15 protein-coding genes are annotated in these 14,382 nt (G+C 66.2%); 3 read left to right on the top strand and 12 right to left on the bottom strand.

What is annotated here, in order from left to right:
• Positions 1-930, top strand: a 930-nt coding sequence (locus tag VDP82_RS05340; protein WP_323013811.1) for an ABC transporter ATP-binding protein, incomplete at its 5' end; no start/stop codon positions are given.
• Positions 931-1,030: 100 nt separating this feature from the next.
• Here the strand turns inward: VDP82_RS05340 and VDP82_RS05335 are convergent.
• On the bottom strand, positions 1,031-2,056 hold the full coding sequence (locus VDP82_RS05335) for a peptidoglycan -binding protein (RefSeq protein WP_323013810.1): 1,026 nt from the start codon (positions 2,054-2,056) through the stop codon (positions 1,031-1,033).
• 2 nt (positions 2,057-2,058) lie between these two features.
• Complete coding sequence (locus VDP82_RS05330) at positions 2,059-3,045, bottom strand: flagellar motor protein MotA (protein ID WP_323013809.1); 987 nt, start codon at positions 3,043-3,045, stop codon at positions 2,059-2,061.
• A 167-nt stretch (positions 3,046-3,212) separates the two neighbouring features.
• On the opposite strand from VDP82_RS05330, the gene VDP82_RS05325 reads away from it, so the two are divergent.
• On the top strand, positions 3,213-3,947 hold the full coding sequence (locus VDP82_RS05325; protein WP_323013808.1) for a DUF1868 domain-containing protein: 735 nt from the start codon (positions 3,213-3,215) through the stop codon (positions 3,945-3,947).
• A gap of 19 nt (positions 3,948-3,966) precedes the next feature.
• Here the strand turns inward: VDP82_RS05325 and VDP82_RS05320 are convergent, their stop codons facing one another.
• The 10 genes from VDP82_RS05320 to tkt all read right to left on the bottom strand — a co-directional run bounded on the left by VDP82_RS05320 (position 3,967) and on the right by tkt (position 13,857).
• A complete protein-coding gene (locus VDP82_RS05320) occupies positions 3,967-4,761 on the bottom strand; it encodes an inositol monophosphatase family protein (RefSeq protein ID WP_323013807.1) in 795 nt (264 codons plus the stop codon).
• Between the two features lie 191 nt (positions 4,762-4,952).
• Complete coding sequence (locus VDP82_RS05315) at positions 4,953-6,011, bottom strand: tetratricopeptide repeat protein (protein ID WP_323013806.1); 1,059 nt, start codon at positions 6,009-6,011, stop codon at positions 4,953-4,955.
• Positions 6,011-6,613 (bottom strand): thiamine phosphate synthase, encoded by a 603-nt coding sequence (locus VDP82_RS05310; protein WP_323013805.1) that lies wholly within the window; start codon positions 6,611-6,613, stop codon positions 6,011-6,013. The genes VDP82_RS05315 and VDP82_RS05310 overlap by 1 nt, the downstream gene beginning before the upstream one ends.
• 157 nt (positions 6,614-6,770) lie before the next feature.
• Positions 6,771-7,799, bottom strand: a complete 1,029-nt coding sequence (locus VDP82_RS05305; RefSeq protein WP_323013804.1) for a class I fructose-bisphosphate aldolase — start codon at positions 7,797-7,799, stop codon at positions 6,771-6,773.
• A 94-nt stretch (positions 7,800-7,893) separates the two neighbouring features.
• On the bottom strand, positions 7,894-8,364 hold the full coding sequence (locus VDP82_RS05300) for an SRPBCC domain-containing protein (protein WP_323013803.1): 471 nt from the start codon (positions 8,362-8,364) through the stop codon (positions 7,894-7,896).
• Entirely contained in the window at positions 8,361-8,717 is a 357-nt protein-coding gene (locus tag VDP82_RS05295) for a metalloregulator ArsR/SmtB family transcription factor (RefSeq protein ID WP_323013802.1), read from the bottom strand. Before VDP82_RS05295 ends, VDP82_RS05300 begins: the two co-directional genes overlap by 4 nt.
• Positions 8,714-9,394, bottom strand: coding sequence for a glutathione S-transferase family protein (locus tag VDP82_RS05290; protein WP_323013801.1), 681 nt, complete (start codon positions 9,392-9,394; stop codon positions 8,714-8,716). Before VDP82_RS05290 ends, VDP82_RS05295 begins: the two co-directional genes overlap by 4 nt.
• A gap of 85 nt (positions 9,395-9,479) precedes the next feature.
• On the bottom strand, positions 9,480-10,682 hold the full coding sequence (locus tag VDP82_RS05285) for a phosphoglycerate kinase (protein WP_323013800.1): 1,203 nt from the start codon (positions 10,680-10,682) through the stop codon (positions 9,480-9,482).
• Between the two features lie 146 nt (positions 10,683-10,828).
• On the bottom strand, positions 10,829-11,836 hold the full coding sequence (gene gap / locus VDP82_RS05280; protein ID WP_323013799.1) for a type I glyceraldehyde-3-phosphate dehydrogenase: 1,008 nt from the start codon (positions 11,834-11,836) through the stop codon (positions 10,829-10,831).
• Positions 11,837-11,883: 47 nt separating this feature from the next.
• Positions 11,884-13,857: a transketolase gene (gene tkt, locus VDP82_RS05275; RefSeq protein WP_323013798.1), complete on the bottom strand. Its 1,974-nt coding sequence runs from the start codon at positions 13,855-13,857 to the stop codon at positions 11,884-11,886.
• A 191-nt stretch (positions 13,858-14,048) separates the two neighbouring features.
• Between tkt and VDP82_RS05270 the strand changes: the two genes are divergently transcribed.
• Positions 14,049-14,336, top strand: a complete 288-nt coding sequence (locus tag VDP82_RS05270; RefSeq protein WP_323013797.1) for a DUF4164 family protein — start codon at positions 14,049-14,051, stop codon at positions 14,334-14,336.
• Positions 14,337-14,382 lie beyond the last annotated feature (46 nt).

Genomic DNA, 14,382 nt, shown 5'->3' with positions numbered 1-14,382 from the left:
GCGGGGCAGCGGGCGCAGTTCCTGGTCTATGCGCTGATGGCCTCGGGCGCGCTGACCAATCTCAGCGAGGTGCTGGGATCCCTGCAATCGGGGGCCGGAGCCACCGAGCGGCTGATGGAAATCCTGGACACCGAGCCGTCTATCCGCGATCCCGAAGACCCCCAGACCCTGCCCGAGCCGCCCTTGGGCACGGTGCGGTTCGCCGGTGTCGATTTTTCCTATGACGGCAAGGAGAAGGTGCTCGAAGGGCTGGAGTTTTCCGTGGCCAAGGGCGAGACGGTGGCGCTGGTGGGCCCGTCGGGCTCGGGCAAATCGACGACGCTGTTGCTGTTGCAGCGCTTCTACGAGGTGACGGGCGGCGCCATTCTGGTGGATGGCGTGGATATCCGCGCGTTGCGCCTGTCCGATCTGCGGCGGCGCTTCGCCTATGTCGAGCAGGAGCCGACCATTTTCGCCGGCACCATTGCCGACAATATCCGCTTCGGCAAACCCGATGCCAGCGACGCCGAGGTGGAAGCGGCGGCGCGGGCGGCGCTGGTGCATGATTTCGTCATGGACCTGCCGGCGCGCTACGAATCAGTGGTAGGCGAGCGCGGGGTGATGCTGTCGGGCGGGCAGAAGCAGCGCCTCGCCATTGCCCGCGCCATCCTCAAGAACGCCCCCATCCTGCTGCTGGATGAAGCAACCAGCGCGCTCGACGCGCAGAGCGAGCGGCTGGTGCAGACGGCGCTGGAACACCTGATGGCGGGCCGCACCACGCTGGTCATCGCCCATCGGCTGGCCACCATCCGCGACGCCAACACGATTTTGGTGCTCGATGGCGGGCGCATCATCGACCAGGGCACCCACGACGAGCTGGTGGCCAAGGGCGGGCGCTATGCCGAGCTGGCGCGGCTGCAATTCCGGCTGGATGGAGAGGGGCATTTTTAACCTCTCCCCCAAGGGAGAGGTGAAGAGGTCTATCCACTGACCATTTTCCGATCCACCGGGTCATTCCGGCGCAGGCCGGAATGACACCACGTGTGTGTCCTTACCCCTCGGTCAGCTTGAACTCGATGCGGCGGTTGCGGCGATAGGCTTCCTCGGTATTGGCCGGGTCGAGCGGAGCGAATTCGCCGAAGCCGGCGGCAACCAGCCGGTGGGGCGAGACGCCCTTGCTGACCAGGTACTGCGCCACCGAAATGGCGCGGGCCGCCGAAAGCTCCCAGTTTGAGGGGAAGCGGGCATTGGAAATCGGGCGGCTGTCGGTGTGGCCGTCGATGCGCAACACCCAGTTGATATCGGGGGGAATCTCGGTTTCGAGCTGGAGGATGGCGTCGGCCAGCGCGTCGAGATCGGGCCGGCCGCCGGTCTGGATGTCGGCCTGGCCGGGATCGAACAGCACTTCGGACTGGAAGACGAAGCGGTCGCCCACCACGCGCACATCGGCGCGCCCTTCCAGGATCTGGCGCAGGCGCCCGAAGAAATCGGAGCGATAGCGCGACAGGTCCTGCACGCGCTGGGCCAGCGCCAGATTGAGCCGGCGCCCGAGATCGGCGATCTGGGTGCGGCTTTCGCTGTCGCGCGCCTCGGAGGCTTCCAGCGCCGATTCGAGTGCGGCGATCTGGGTGCGCAGGGCGGCGAGCTGCTGGTTGAGCAGGGCCACCTGGGCATTGGCCTCGTCGGAGAGTTCGCGGGCGGCGTCGAGGTCGCCTTGCAGCCCGGCTATGGTGCTATCTTTCTCGCCCAGCCCGGCGCCGATGCCGGAAAGCTGGCCGGCCAGGGCGTCCTTTTCGGCCTGCGCACTGCCCAATGTGGCGGTGAGCGTGGCGATCTGGGTGGTGAGGTCGTCGCTATTGGCCCGCTCGAGCTGCAACAATTCGGTCAGTTCGGCGATCTGGCTGTTGAGGCGCGCCAGGGCGGTGTCGCGGCCCTGGATTTCCTGGCCCAGGAAGAACTGGGTGAGCATGAACAGCGAGAGCAGGAAGATGATGACGAGCAGCAGGCTCGACAGCGCGTCGACGAAGCCGGGCCAGTAATTGGCCTCCTGGCGGCGGCGGGAACGGGCGCCGGGCATGGCTAGTCCCGCCGCTCATTGTCGCCTTGCGAGAGCACGGCGTCGATCAGCTCGCGCAGCTTGCGATTGGTCTCGCCCTGCTCGTTGATATGGCGGCGCAGATCGTCCTGCTCGGTGCGGATATGCTTGACCAGCCCGTCAATGCCCCGGGCCAGCTCGGCCATGGCGCGAATGGCGTTCTGCGAGGAATTCTGGCTCTGCATGCTGTCGCCCAGCCGCTCGAAAATGGCCTGCATGTCCGGCCCGCCGGCATTGGCCTGCATGGCGGTGACGGGATGGTCGAGCTCCGTCATCGAGGTCATCCAGTCTTCCAGGTCGGTATAGAAGGCGTTCTGGGCCTGGCTCGTCTGGAGATCGAGAAAGCCCAGCACCAGCGAGCCGGCAAGGCCGAACAGCGAGGAGGAAAAGGCGGTGCCCATGCCGCCCAGCGGGGCGGTCAGCCCCTCCTTGAGATTGGCAAAGAGCGAGGCGCTGTCGGCCGAGGTGACGTCCAGCGTGTTGATGACGCCGGCCACCGACCCCACGGTTTCCAGAAGGCCATAGAATGTGCCCATCAGCCCCAGGAACACCAGCAGGCCGGTCAGATAGCGCGAGGTATCCTTGGCCTCATCGAGCCGGTTGCCCACCGAGTCGAGAATGGAGCGCATGGAGGAGGGGGTGATGATTGCCTCCCCGATCCGCTCGCGCAACAGCCCCGCCACGGGGGCCAGCAGCACCGGCGGGCGGACATTGGCGGCGGTGCCCTCTTGCAGGGAATTGACCCATTTCACCTCGGGAAACAGCCGGATCACCTGGCGGAAGCTGAGGAAAATCCCGATGAAGAGGGAAAAGAAGATCAGCGAATTGATGAAGGGGTTGGCCCAGAAGAAGGTGACGATATTGGTAAAAAGAATGGCCGCCACCAGGCCGACCAGCACGAGGAAAATGACGATCTTGACGAGATAGACCGTGGGGCTGGCCAGATGGTAGGGGTCGTAAGGTTGCGTCATCTTGCCTTTGCCCAGAATTTCGCGCCGCAAATCACCGGGCAAGACTAGTCAGCCCCGGCCCCCTGGGCAATCGGAAAGGTAGGAGCGGCCAGCCCGGTTTGGTCACGACAGTTTCGCAGGGCCGGGCTAGGGTGGCGCCCTGTTGTCTTTCGCTTATGGATTTCGTCATGGATGCCCCGCCGTTTTCGCCGCATTTGCTTCACTTCGCCCGCAGCCACCGGACCGAACCGCCCCGGCATCTGGGCACGCGGCACGATGCCAACGGGGTGTTCCTGACCGAGGCGGGCAATACCATCGTCTGCCATGTGAGGTCCGGCACGCCCACGGAGGCGGCGTTGCGGGCGGCGCGGCGGCGTTACCTGGCCATGCCGGAGGCGAACCGGTTTGCCTTCACCGCCGAGGACAGCCTGCATATGACGCTGTTCCAGGGCGTGCTCGGGCGCAATCGCCGCCTGCCCTTCTGGCCCGAAGGGGTGGCGCTGGATACCCCGCTGGAGGCCATGGACGAGCTGTTCCTCAAGCGGCTGGACCGGCTGGAGCCGGGGGCGGCTTTCAAGGTCTCGCTGGTCGAGGCGGCGCCCTCGGGGCTGATCGTGGAAGGGGCAACGGCGGCGGACCGGCATGCGATGGCCGACTGGCGCAACCGGCTGGCCGATCTGTTCGGCTATCGCCATCCCGACCATGACCATTATGTCTTCCACATCACCTTCACCTATCCCATCGCCTGGCTGGACGACGAAGTGCTGCCGGCCTGGCAGGACATGCTGACGGCGGTGGCCGAGGAGATAAGGCAGCAGGCGCCGGTGCTGGACTTGCGCGCGCCGGCCTTCTGCCGGTTCAGGGACATGAATCGGTTTGAGGAAATCCGGGTTCTGGAGCCGCCACTTCCGAAGGCTGTCTGAGCGTCCCGCAGAAAACGCTCTACTGGATCGGCCGCAATTCCTTGAGCAGAGCGGGCTGGATATATTCGTTGCCGGCCACGATCTGGCCGTTCCAGACCGAGCCGGGAGCGCCGGCGAAATCGCTGACATAGCCGCCGGCTTCCTTGACCAGCAACAGGCCGGGGGCGACGTCCCACGGGGCGAGCCCGGCTTCCCAGAGCCCGTCATAGCGGCCGGTGGCAAGCCAGGCCATGTCCACAGAAATCGAGCCGGAGCGGCGGATGCCGGCCACGGCGGGATTGATATGGGCCAATTGGCGCAATTGCAGCGTATCGTTGCCGGTGCCCTGGGTCTTGATGCCGGTGGCGACCACCGCGTCGGCCAGGGTCCGGCGGCCGGCGACGCGCAGGCGCCTGCGATCGTTCAGCCAGGCCCCGCTGCCCTTTTCGGCGGTATAGAGCTCGTCCATGGCCGGGTTGTAGACCACCGAGGCGACGATCTCGTTATTGCGCTCGAGCGCGATGGCGCAGGCGAAAAGCGGGATGGAATGGAGGAAATTGGTGGTGCCGTCGAGCGGATCCACGATCCAGCGGTGCTGGCCGTCAGTGCCGGCCACCTCGCCGCCTTCTTCCATGAGGAAGGCGTAGGTGGGGCGGGCCTTGCGCAATTCCTCGAACACGATCTGCTCGGCGCGCAGATCGGCCTTGGAGACGAAATCGGCCGGGCCCTTGCGCGAGACCTGGAGGTTTTCGACTTCGGCGAAATCCTTGGTCAGCGAGCGGCCGGCCTTGATGGCGGCATTGACCATGACGTTGAGCAGCGCGGAACGGGCCATGTCAGTTCACCTGATGGGAAGAAGGATGGAACATTGCGCTGCCGGGAATCTGGGCCATGGGAAAGCAGCTTTTCGTGTTGTGCGGAGCCAAAGGCGCCGACCCCGCGCCGGCTTATTGCCCCAGAATGCCTGTCGGTTCAAGGGCGGCGTTTGCATGGGCGGCCTGCGCGACGGCCCCGGGGAAGGCGGGGTTACTCCTCACCGCGATGCTGCGCTGCCTTTGGCGCATTGCCGGGGTCGGTGCCGCTGGGCAGCACGGTCTGGTTGCCGGTGGAAGGAATTTCAGCCACGGTCTCGATGCGCGGCGGGGTGGAGGGCCAGAAGCGGGCCCGCTCCTCGGCGCTGGCCAGGCCCTCTTCGGACAGCGAGACCAGCAGCCGGTCGAGCGAGGGATCGGTGAGGCCCTGCCGCCGGGCGAGCGCCCTCCACATGGCGGCTTGCTCGAGGTCGAGATCGACCCCCTCGCCCACGGCGAGCAGCTTGGCATAGCGGTTCTGGGCCACGGCGTTGCCCGCCCCGGCGGCCATGCCGTACCAGCGGGCGGCTTCGGTCACGTCCTTGTCTACGCCCTGGCCGAGATAGAGCAGGGTGGCGTAGTCGATCTGGGCGGCGATGAGGTTCTGCTCGGCCGCCAGCTTGATATAGCGCGCGCCCTCGGCCGGGTCGGGCACGATGCCGGCGCCCTCGATCAGCATGGAGCCGTAGTCATATTGGGCCTCGGGCAGCTCGGCGTCGGCTGCCTCCTTCATCAGCGCGGCGGCGGTGGGCAGGCTGGGCGAGGCGTAGATGCCTTCGACATGGAGCAGCGCCATATTGTATTTGGCCGGAATATAGCCGGCTTCGGCGGCCTGGCTGAACAGTTCGGCGGCGCGGGTGCGGTTGCGCGGCACGCCGATGCCCTGCTGATAGGCGAGAGCCAGCGAGAAGGTGGCGAGCCGGTCGCCGCCGCGAGAGGCCAGTTCGTACCAGCCGGCGGCGCGCTGGTCGTTGGCCGCCACCCCCAGCCCCTTGCCGTAAAGCTCGGCAATCAGCGTCTGGGCGGCGGCGTCGCCCTGTTCGGCGCGGGGCAGGGCCAGCTCCAGCGCGGTGAGGAAATAGCCGCGCTGAAAGGCGCCGAAGGCATAATCGACCTGCACGCGCGGCCCGAAGATCTGGTCGGAAATGATCTCGGCGGGACTGGTGTCGGGCGCCTGGGCCAGCGCGGCCATCGGCATGAGCGCCAGCAGCGCGCCGAAAAGGGGCGCGCGCATCAGGAGGCGCCTTCCAGGAGCGGCAGTAGCGCGCGCAGCGCCGCCGCCGGGTCGGGCGCGGCCCACAGGCGTTGCGAGAGGGCGAGAAACTCGACCCCTCCCGCATCGCGCGCGCCGGGCGCGGCGGCGGGCAGGCTGAGCACGGCGGGAATTTCGAAAGTCTGTGCCCACCACTGCGCCAGCTCGGGCGCGCGCGGGTCGGCGGGGCCGGCGACGGGACCGAAAAATACGTAATCGACATCCATCTCGCCCGCCGTCATGGCGTCGTGGCGGCTGGAAAGATGGCCCGCGCCCACGATCATGGCGGGCTTGAGCGCGGCGATGGCGGCTTTGAGGGCGGCAGGGCCGGCGGTGACATGCACGCCATCGGCGCCCAGGCGCCTGGCCAGGTGCGCATCGTCTTCGAGCAGCACGGCGCAGCCGGCGCCCTGGCCGACATGGATGATGGCGGCGGCCAGCTTTTCATAGGCGGCCGCATCGCGCTCGCCCCGCGCCACCAGGATGGCGGCGAATTCACCCGCGCTGAGGACGCGCATCAGCGTGTTGGGAAAGCTCTCGGGCGCGGCATCCGTGGGGGTGATGAGATAGAGCTGGGGGGCCATGACCTGAAATACTCGACGCGGGACGTGGTCTCTCTGTGCGCCCATTTTGGCAAGAAAGAGGACGCCTCTCCAATAGGCCATGGCCCGGCCGGGCGCAAAGAAAATGCGCGCCCGGGGCAGGGCGCGCAAGGTGACGTCGGGACGTGGGAGTAAAAAATCAGGCGGCGCGGTCGAGCTCGCCGCTCCAGGTGCCCAGCGCGGCCAGTGAATTCATATGGGCGCGATGGGTGAAGGCGGCCTGGGCCTGGGGGAAATTCTCGCGGCGGCCGGCCCAGGTGCGCAGGGCGACGTTTTGCAGGGCGCGGCCATAGGAGAAGGTCAGCGGCCAGGGCTTGCCGGCGATGCCGTTCATGGCCGACAGATGCGCGGTGGCTTCCTCGTCGGTCTGGCCGCCGGACAGGAAGGCGATGCCCGGAACGGCGGCGGGCACATGGGCGCGCAGAACCGCCACGGTGCGCTGAGCCACTTCCTCGATGCCGGGGCGCTCGCGGGCATTGATGCCGGGCAAGACCATATTGGGCTTGAGCAGCATGCCGGCGAGGTCCACTCCGGCAAGGCGCAGTTCCTTGAAGGTGTTTTCCAGCACGTCGCCGGTCACCTGGGCGCAGCGCTCCATGGAATGATTGCCCGGCTCGCCATCGCCCACCACTTCGGGCTCGACCACCGGCACGATGCCGGCTTCCTGGCAGAGAATGGCGTAGCGGGCCAGCGCATGGGCATTGGCGCGGATATTGTTGCGGGTGGGGGCGATGTCGTTGATGGTGATGACGGCGCGCCATTTGGCGAAGCGCGCACCCAGATCGGCATAATGGGCCAGGCGCTGGCGCAGCCCATCGAGCCCCTCGGTGATCTTTTCGCCGGTATCGCCCGGCATGGGGAAGGCGCCGCGATCGACCTTGATGCCGGGAATGCAGTCGGCATCGGCCAGGATGGCGCGGAAGGGCGTGCCGTCGGCGGCCGATTGCTCCAGCGTCTCCTCGGTGAGGATGACCCCCGAGATATAGTTGCGCATGGCGTCGCTGGAGCGGAACAGCATCTCGCGATAGTCGCGGCGCAGGTCCAGGGTATTGGGCAGGTTGATCTTGGCAAAGCGCTTGGCGATGGTGCCTTCGGATTCATCGGCGGCAAGAATGCCTTTGCCCGGCTCCATCAGCTTCTGGGCGATGGCGTTCAGTGACTTGGTCATGGATGCTACCTCGGGTGCAATTGGCCCGAGATTAGACATTCGTTTTTTGGCTTGCGATTAGACCTCCGGTTATTCGACCAAAGGCGGATCGGGCCTAATGCAGCGTCGCCGGCGCGTGCCCCATTGCCAGCACCAGCCGGTCAAACCCCTCTGCCGTGCCTGCGCGCCGCGCCGCCATGTCGCCCGCCAGAACGGTCAGTTGCTCGGTATAGACCATGCCGGTCGCGGCGCCCCGAGGCAGCAAATCGATGGTCACCAGCCCGGCGGAGAGCAGGAGGCCGTCCTGGTGCATGGTATAGGCGTAGAGGATGCGCCGGGGCGCCAGCAGGTCCAGATAGCGGATATCGACGGCGTGAATGGTCCCCTGCGTGTCGCGCATGCGGCTGAAGTCGCGCCCGCCGGCTCGAAAATCCTGCGCCTCCTCCAGCATCGTCCAGTCGGGATGGCAGCCGGACCAGGCCTGCTTGAGCGCGGGTTCGGCCCAGAAGCGCCAGGCATGGACAGGGCGGCCGGGCAGTGTGCGCTCGATGGTGAAGGTGGCGTGGCGGTCGGGCCGGGCGGTCATGGCGCTTCCTTTTCGGGCGTGGCCCGCATCAGGGCGTCGAGGCGGTCGAAGCCGGCCCCAAGCTGGCGCTGGTGCTCGGCCAGCCAGGCCTGCATCGCCGCCAGCCCCTGCGCGTCCAACGCGAAGGTGCGGGTGCGCCCCTGTTTGGTGGAGGCCACCATGCCGCCCTTTTCGAGTACCTGTAAATGCTTGAGCGCCGAGGGCAGCGCCAGACCCAGCCCGATGGCCAGTTCGCTCATCGCGGCGGGGCCCTGCGCCAGGCGCGTCACCATGGCGCGGCGATGCGGGTCGGCCAAAGCGTGGAAAAGCTGGTCGAGCCGGGCGGGTTCGGTATGCAGCGCGCCCTCCCTCATTGCGCCAGGAAACGCGCCGGCATGGCGTCGCGATAGGGGAACATGTCGAAATAGGGCCGGGCTTCGGCCAGTGCCCGGGCCACGCTGGGCCGCGCCAGCAGCCGCTCGAAATAGGCCGCGAGATTTGGGTGATCGGCGGGGAAGGGTTCGACGACGGCGGCAAAGAACAGGCCCGGCGCGGCGGCGCAATCGGCCAGCGAGAAATCGCCGCCGACCGCCCAGTCCCGTCCGGCCATCTGCCCCTCGATCATGCCATAGGCCGTGCGCAGGATGTCGCGCGCTTCGGCCACCCCATGCGGGTCGGCCGCGCCCGGGGGGCGGATGCGGTCGATGACGATCTTTTGCATCGGCACCTGCACATATTGATCGAAAAACCGATCCCAGAGGCGGGTGTCGAGTGCGGCCTCCGGCTCTTCCGGCAGCAGCGGGACCGGGCCGGGGTAATAGCGATCGAGATATTCGATGATGATGCTGGTTTCCGGCACGATGCGGTTGCGCGCCGTGTCTTCGAGCACGGGGATCTTGCCCACCGGCCAGCGCCCGGTCACCTGAAGGGCCGATTGCGGATCGCCCAGATCGACGATTTTTTGCGTGAAGGGCGTATCGTTCTCATAAAGGGCGATCAGCACCTTGTGGCAGAACGAAGCGAGCGGATGCAGATAAAGCGTCAGCGACATTTTTCGGCGTGTCCGGATAGTTTCCGATCTTGGAAACTATCCGGGCCGCCAGCAGCTGGCAAGAAAAACTTTCACAGCACGGAAACTATTTCTTCAGCGCCTCGACGCCGGGCAGGGGCTTGCCTTCCATCCATTCGAGGAACGCGCCGCCGGCGGTGGAGACATAAGTGAAGCTGTCCTTGACCCCGGCATGGGCAAGCGCGGCGACGGTGTCGCCGCCGCCGGCCACCGAGACCAGGTGCCCGTCATGGGTGCGTTTGGCGACATATTGGGCCAGGGCGACAGTGCCGGCGTCGAAGGGCGTCATCTCGAAGGCGCCGAGCGGGCCGTTCCAGACCACGGTATGGGCATCGTCGATGGCGGCCTTGATGCGTTCGAGCGAGGAGGGTCCGATATCCAGGATCATGCCTTCGGGATCGATGGCGTCGACGCCGTAGAGGCGGGTGGGGGTATCGGCCTTGAAATGCCAGGCCACCACCGCGTCGATGGGCAGGATGATGGCGCAGCTCGATTTTTCGGCCTTTTCCATGATGCGCCGGGCGGTGTCGGCCAGGTCCTTTTCACACAGCGACTTGCCGACGCCATGGCCCTGGGCATGCAGGAACGTATTGGCCATGCCCCCGCCGATGACGAGGCCGTCGACCTTGGTGACGAGGTTTTCCAACAGGTCGATCTTGGAGGAGACCTTGGCGCCCCCGACAATGGCGATGACCGGCTTTTTCGGCTTGCCCAGCCCGGCTTCGAGCGCTTCGAGCTCGGCCGCCATGGCCAGGCCCGCTGCCGCCGGCAGCAGATGGGCCAGGGCCTCGGTGGAGGCATGGGCGCGATGGGCGGCCGAGAAGGCGTCGTTGACATAACAATCGCCCAGGCTGGCCATGCGCCGGGCCAGTTCGATGTCATTGGCTTCCTCGCCGGGGTGGAAGCGGGTGTTTTCCAGAACGAGGACGGCGCCGGCAGGGGCTTGCTCGATAGCGGCGCGGGCGGCGCTGACATCGGTCCAGTCGGTGGCTACGAACCCCACCGGATGGCCGGTGAGGTCGGCGATGGCCGGGCAGACCTGTTCGAGCGAGAAATCGGGGTTCACCTTGCCCTTGGGGCGGCCGAAATGGCTGAGCAGGATGGCCTTGCCGTCATGCTTGACGATTTCGCGGATGGTGGGCACGAGGCGCTCGATGCGGGTGGCGTCGGTCACCTGCCCATCGGCCACCGGCACGTTGAGATCGGCGCGCAGCAGCACGCGCTTGCCCTTGAGGTCGAGTTCGTCGAGGGTCTTGAAACTGGCGCTCACGGCACTTCTCTCCCATGTCCGGGTCTGTCTGCGGGTGGGTAGCAGAGTGTGGCTTGCGGCGGAAGCGGGAACAAGAAAAATCTCCCCGCGCGCAAATGGAAAGGGGCGCCCCGAAGGGCGCCCCTGAAATACGGATCGACAAAAAATCAGAGCGTCTTGGCGAAGGCGACGGTGGTGTCGGCCATGCGGTTCGAGAAGCCCCATTCATTGTCGTACCAGCCCATGATGTTGACGAAGTTGCCGTCGATCACCTTGGTCTGGTCGAGCAGCAGCGTGCAGCTGTGCGGATCGTGGTTGAGATCGCTCGAAACCAGCGGATGGCGGGTATAGGTCATGATGTTCTTGAGCTTGCCGTCGGCCGCTTCGACCAGGGCGTCATTGACTTCCTGGGCGGTGACGTTGCGGCCGGAGATGAACTTCAGGTCGACCAGCGACACATTGGGGGTGGGCACGCGCACCGAGATGCCGTCCAGCTTGCCCTTGAGGCGCGGCAGCACCAGGCCGATCGCCTTGGCGGCGCCGGTGGAGGTGGGGATCTGCGAGAGGGCCGCCGCGCGGGCGCGGTAGAGGTCCTTATGCATGGTGTCGAGCGTGGGCTGGTCGCCGGTATAGGAATGGACCGTGGTCATCATGCCCTTTTCGATGCCGACCAGATCGTCCATCACCATGGCCATGGGGGCCAGGCAATTGGTGGTGCAGGACCCGTTGGAAATGACCACGTGGTCCTTGTTCAGCAGGTGATGGTTGATGCCGTAGACCACGGTGAGGTCGGCGCCTTCGGCGGGGGCCGAGACGATCACCTTCTTGGCGCCGGCGGCCAGGTGGGCGGCGGCCTTTTCGCGGGTGGCGAAGATGCCGGTGCATTCGAGCACGATATCGACGCCCATGGCGGCGTGGGGCAGCTCGGCCGGGTCGCGCACGGCGGTGACCTTGAAGGTGTGGCCGGCGGTGCGGATGGTGTCGCCATCGACCACCACTTCGTGGGGGAAGCGGCCATGCACGCTGTCATAGCGCAGCAGATGGGCATTGGTCTCCACCGGGCCGAGATCGTTCACCGCCACGACCTGAATATCGGTGCGGCCCGACTCGACTATGGCGCGCAGAATGTTGCGACCGATGCGGCCAAAGCCATTGATGGCGACGCGAACTGCCATTTTAGACGCTCCTGGGAGGAAATTGGGGTAAGGGGGTCGGGGCTCTCTTACACTTGGGCGGTGACGGCTTCAACAACGGCCTTCGGCGTAATGCCAAAGTGGGCATAGAGCGCCTCGATCGGGCCGGAGGCGCCGAAGGAGTGCATGCCGACAAAGCGGCCCTTGTCACCCAGCAGCTTGCTCCAGCTCATTTCGATGCCGGCCTCGATGGCAACGCGGGCCTTGGCCTTGCCGAAGATTTCGGCCTTGTAGGCGTCGGACTGCCTGGCGAAAAGCTCCATGGAGGGCACCGAGACGACGCGGGCGGAAATACCCTTTTCGGCCAGTTCCTTCTGCGCTTCGACGGCGATGGCCACTTCCGAGCCGGTGGCGAAGATCACCGCATCGGCGTCGGCCGGGCCGACCAGGCTATAGGCGCCGCGGGCCGATTTGTTCTCGGCCGAATACTCGGTGCGAAGCGCCGGCAGGTTCTGGCGGCTGAGCGCCAGGATGGAGGGCGCGTCGGCGCTTTCCATGGCGATCTGCCAGCATTCGGCGGTTTCCATGGCGTCGGCGGGGCGCAGCACCAGCAGGTTGGGAATGGCGCGCAGCGCCGACAAATGCTCGACCGGCTGGTGGGTGGGGCCATCCTCGCCCAGGCCGATGGAATCGTGGGTCATGACATAGGCGACGCGCTGGCCCATCAGCGCCGAGAGGCGGATGGCCGGGCGGGCATAGTCGGTAAAGACCAGGAAGGTGCCGCCATAGGGGATCAGCCCACCATGCAGCGCCACCCCGTTCATCACCGCCGCCATGGCGTGCTCGCGGATGCCGTACATCATGTAGCGGCCCGTGCGGTTGTCGGCCTGGAAGGGCTTGGTGTCGGGGGTGTTGGTCAGGTTGGAGCCGGTGAGGTCGGCCGAGCCGGCCAGCGCTTCGGGCAACACCCTGGTCAGCACTTCCAGCGCCATCTGGCTGGCCTTGCGGCTGGCGACCTTGGGCTTGTCCTCGGCCAGCTTCTTCTTGTAGTCGGCAAAGGCTTCGGCAAAAGCGGCGGGCAATTCGCCATTCATGCGGCGGGTGAACTCGGCCTTGCTGTCCGCCTTGGCCAGCCGCGCTTCCCATTCGCCGCGCAGATTCTGGCTGCGCTTGCCGGCGGCGCGCCAGGTTTCGAGGATTTCGGCAGGGATTTCAAAGGCCGGATAGGTGATGCCCAGCGCCGCCTTGGCGCCGGCCAGTTCCTCGGCGCCAAGCGGGGAGCCATGCACCTTCTCGGTGCCGGCCTTCTTGGGGGCGCCGAAGCCGATGGTGGTCTTGGCCGCGATCATGGTCGGGCGGTCGGAGGTCTTGCTGGCGAGCAAGGCCTTTTCGATCGCCGCCTGGTCGTGGCCGTCGATCTCGATGGTGTTCCAGCCCGAAGCCTTGAAGCGGGCGATCTGGTCGGTGCTGTCGGCATTGGAGACGGCGCCGTCGATGGTGATGTTGTTATTGTCCCAGATCAGGGTGAGCTTGTTGAGCTTGAGATGGCCGGCCAGTGCGATGGCTTCCTGCGAAATGCCTTCCATCAGGCACCCGTCGCCGGCCAGCACCCAGGTGTGGTGATCGACCAGGTTGCCGCCGAATTCGGCGGCCAGCTTGGCCTCGGCCACGGCCATGCCCACGCCGTTGGCAATGCCCTGGCCGAGCGGGCCGGTGGTGGTCTCGATGCCTTCGGCGTGGCCATATTCGGGGTGGCCGGCAGTGATCGAGCCGAGCTGGCGGAAATTCTTGATCTGCTCGATGGTCATGTCCTGGTAGCCGAGCAGGTAAAGCGCCGAATAAAGCAGCATGGAGCCATGACCGGCCGAGAGCACGAAGCGGTCGCGGTCGGCCCACTTGCTGTCGGCGGGATCGAACTTCATCACCTTGGTGAAGAGCACAGTGGCGATATCGGCGCAGCCCATGGGCAGGCCGGGATGGCCGGAATTGGCCTTTTCCACCGCGTCCATGCTGAGGGAACGGATTGCGTTGGCCAAATCGTTCTGATGGGCGGTATTCGTCATGGGTTGGCGCTTTCTCAAGGCTGGATTCTGGGGAGAAGAGGCACATAAAGCCTCCTCCCAAAGGCGGGTTCGAGGCATAACATGTTCCCTTGCCCTGTCAATGACGCCCTGGGTCGCGCCCCTTGCGCCGGCGGCCCGGTTCCGGCAGGCTGGCCTCTTGGAATCGCCCTGTCGTGAGGATCCCGGCCGCAATGAGTGACACCGAACTTCAGGATGGGCTCGTCGCCGCCACCGCGCGGTTCGACCGGGCCGTGGCGCGGCTCGACCAGAGCGTGAAAAACCTCGGCTCCCGGCTGCGCCAGCACAATCGCATCGAGGTCGATACCCAGCGCCTCGTGCATGAGCGGGCGCGGCTGGCCACCGAGCTGGACAAGACGGCGGCGCGCGCCAAGCGCCTGGACGACAGCGCCCACGAGGTGTCGCGCCGGCTGGTGGTGGCCATGGAAACGGTGCGCGAAGTTCTGGCCAAGGCGGAGTAAGCGGCGTGCCCGAAGTCAATGTCGAGATCAATGGCCGCAAATACCG

The sequence above is a fragment of the Devosia sp. genome, from assembly GCF_034675085.1.
Taxonomy (GTDB): Bacteria; Pseudomonadota; Alphaproteobacteria; order Rhizobiales; family Devosiaceae; genus Devosia.
The sequence above is the reverse complement of the archived record's forward strand: the minus strand, read 5'-3'. Positions and strand labels throughout refer to the sequence as shown.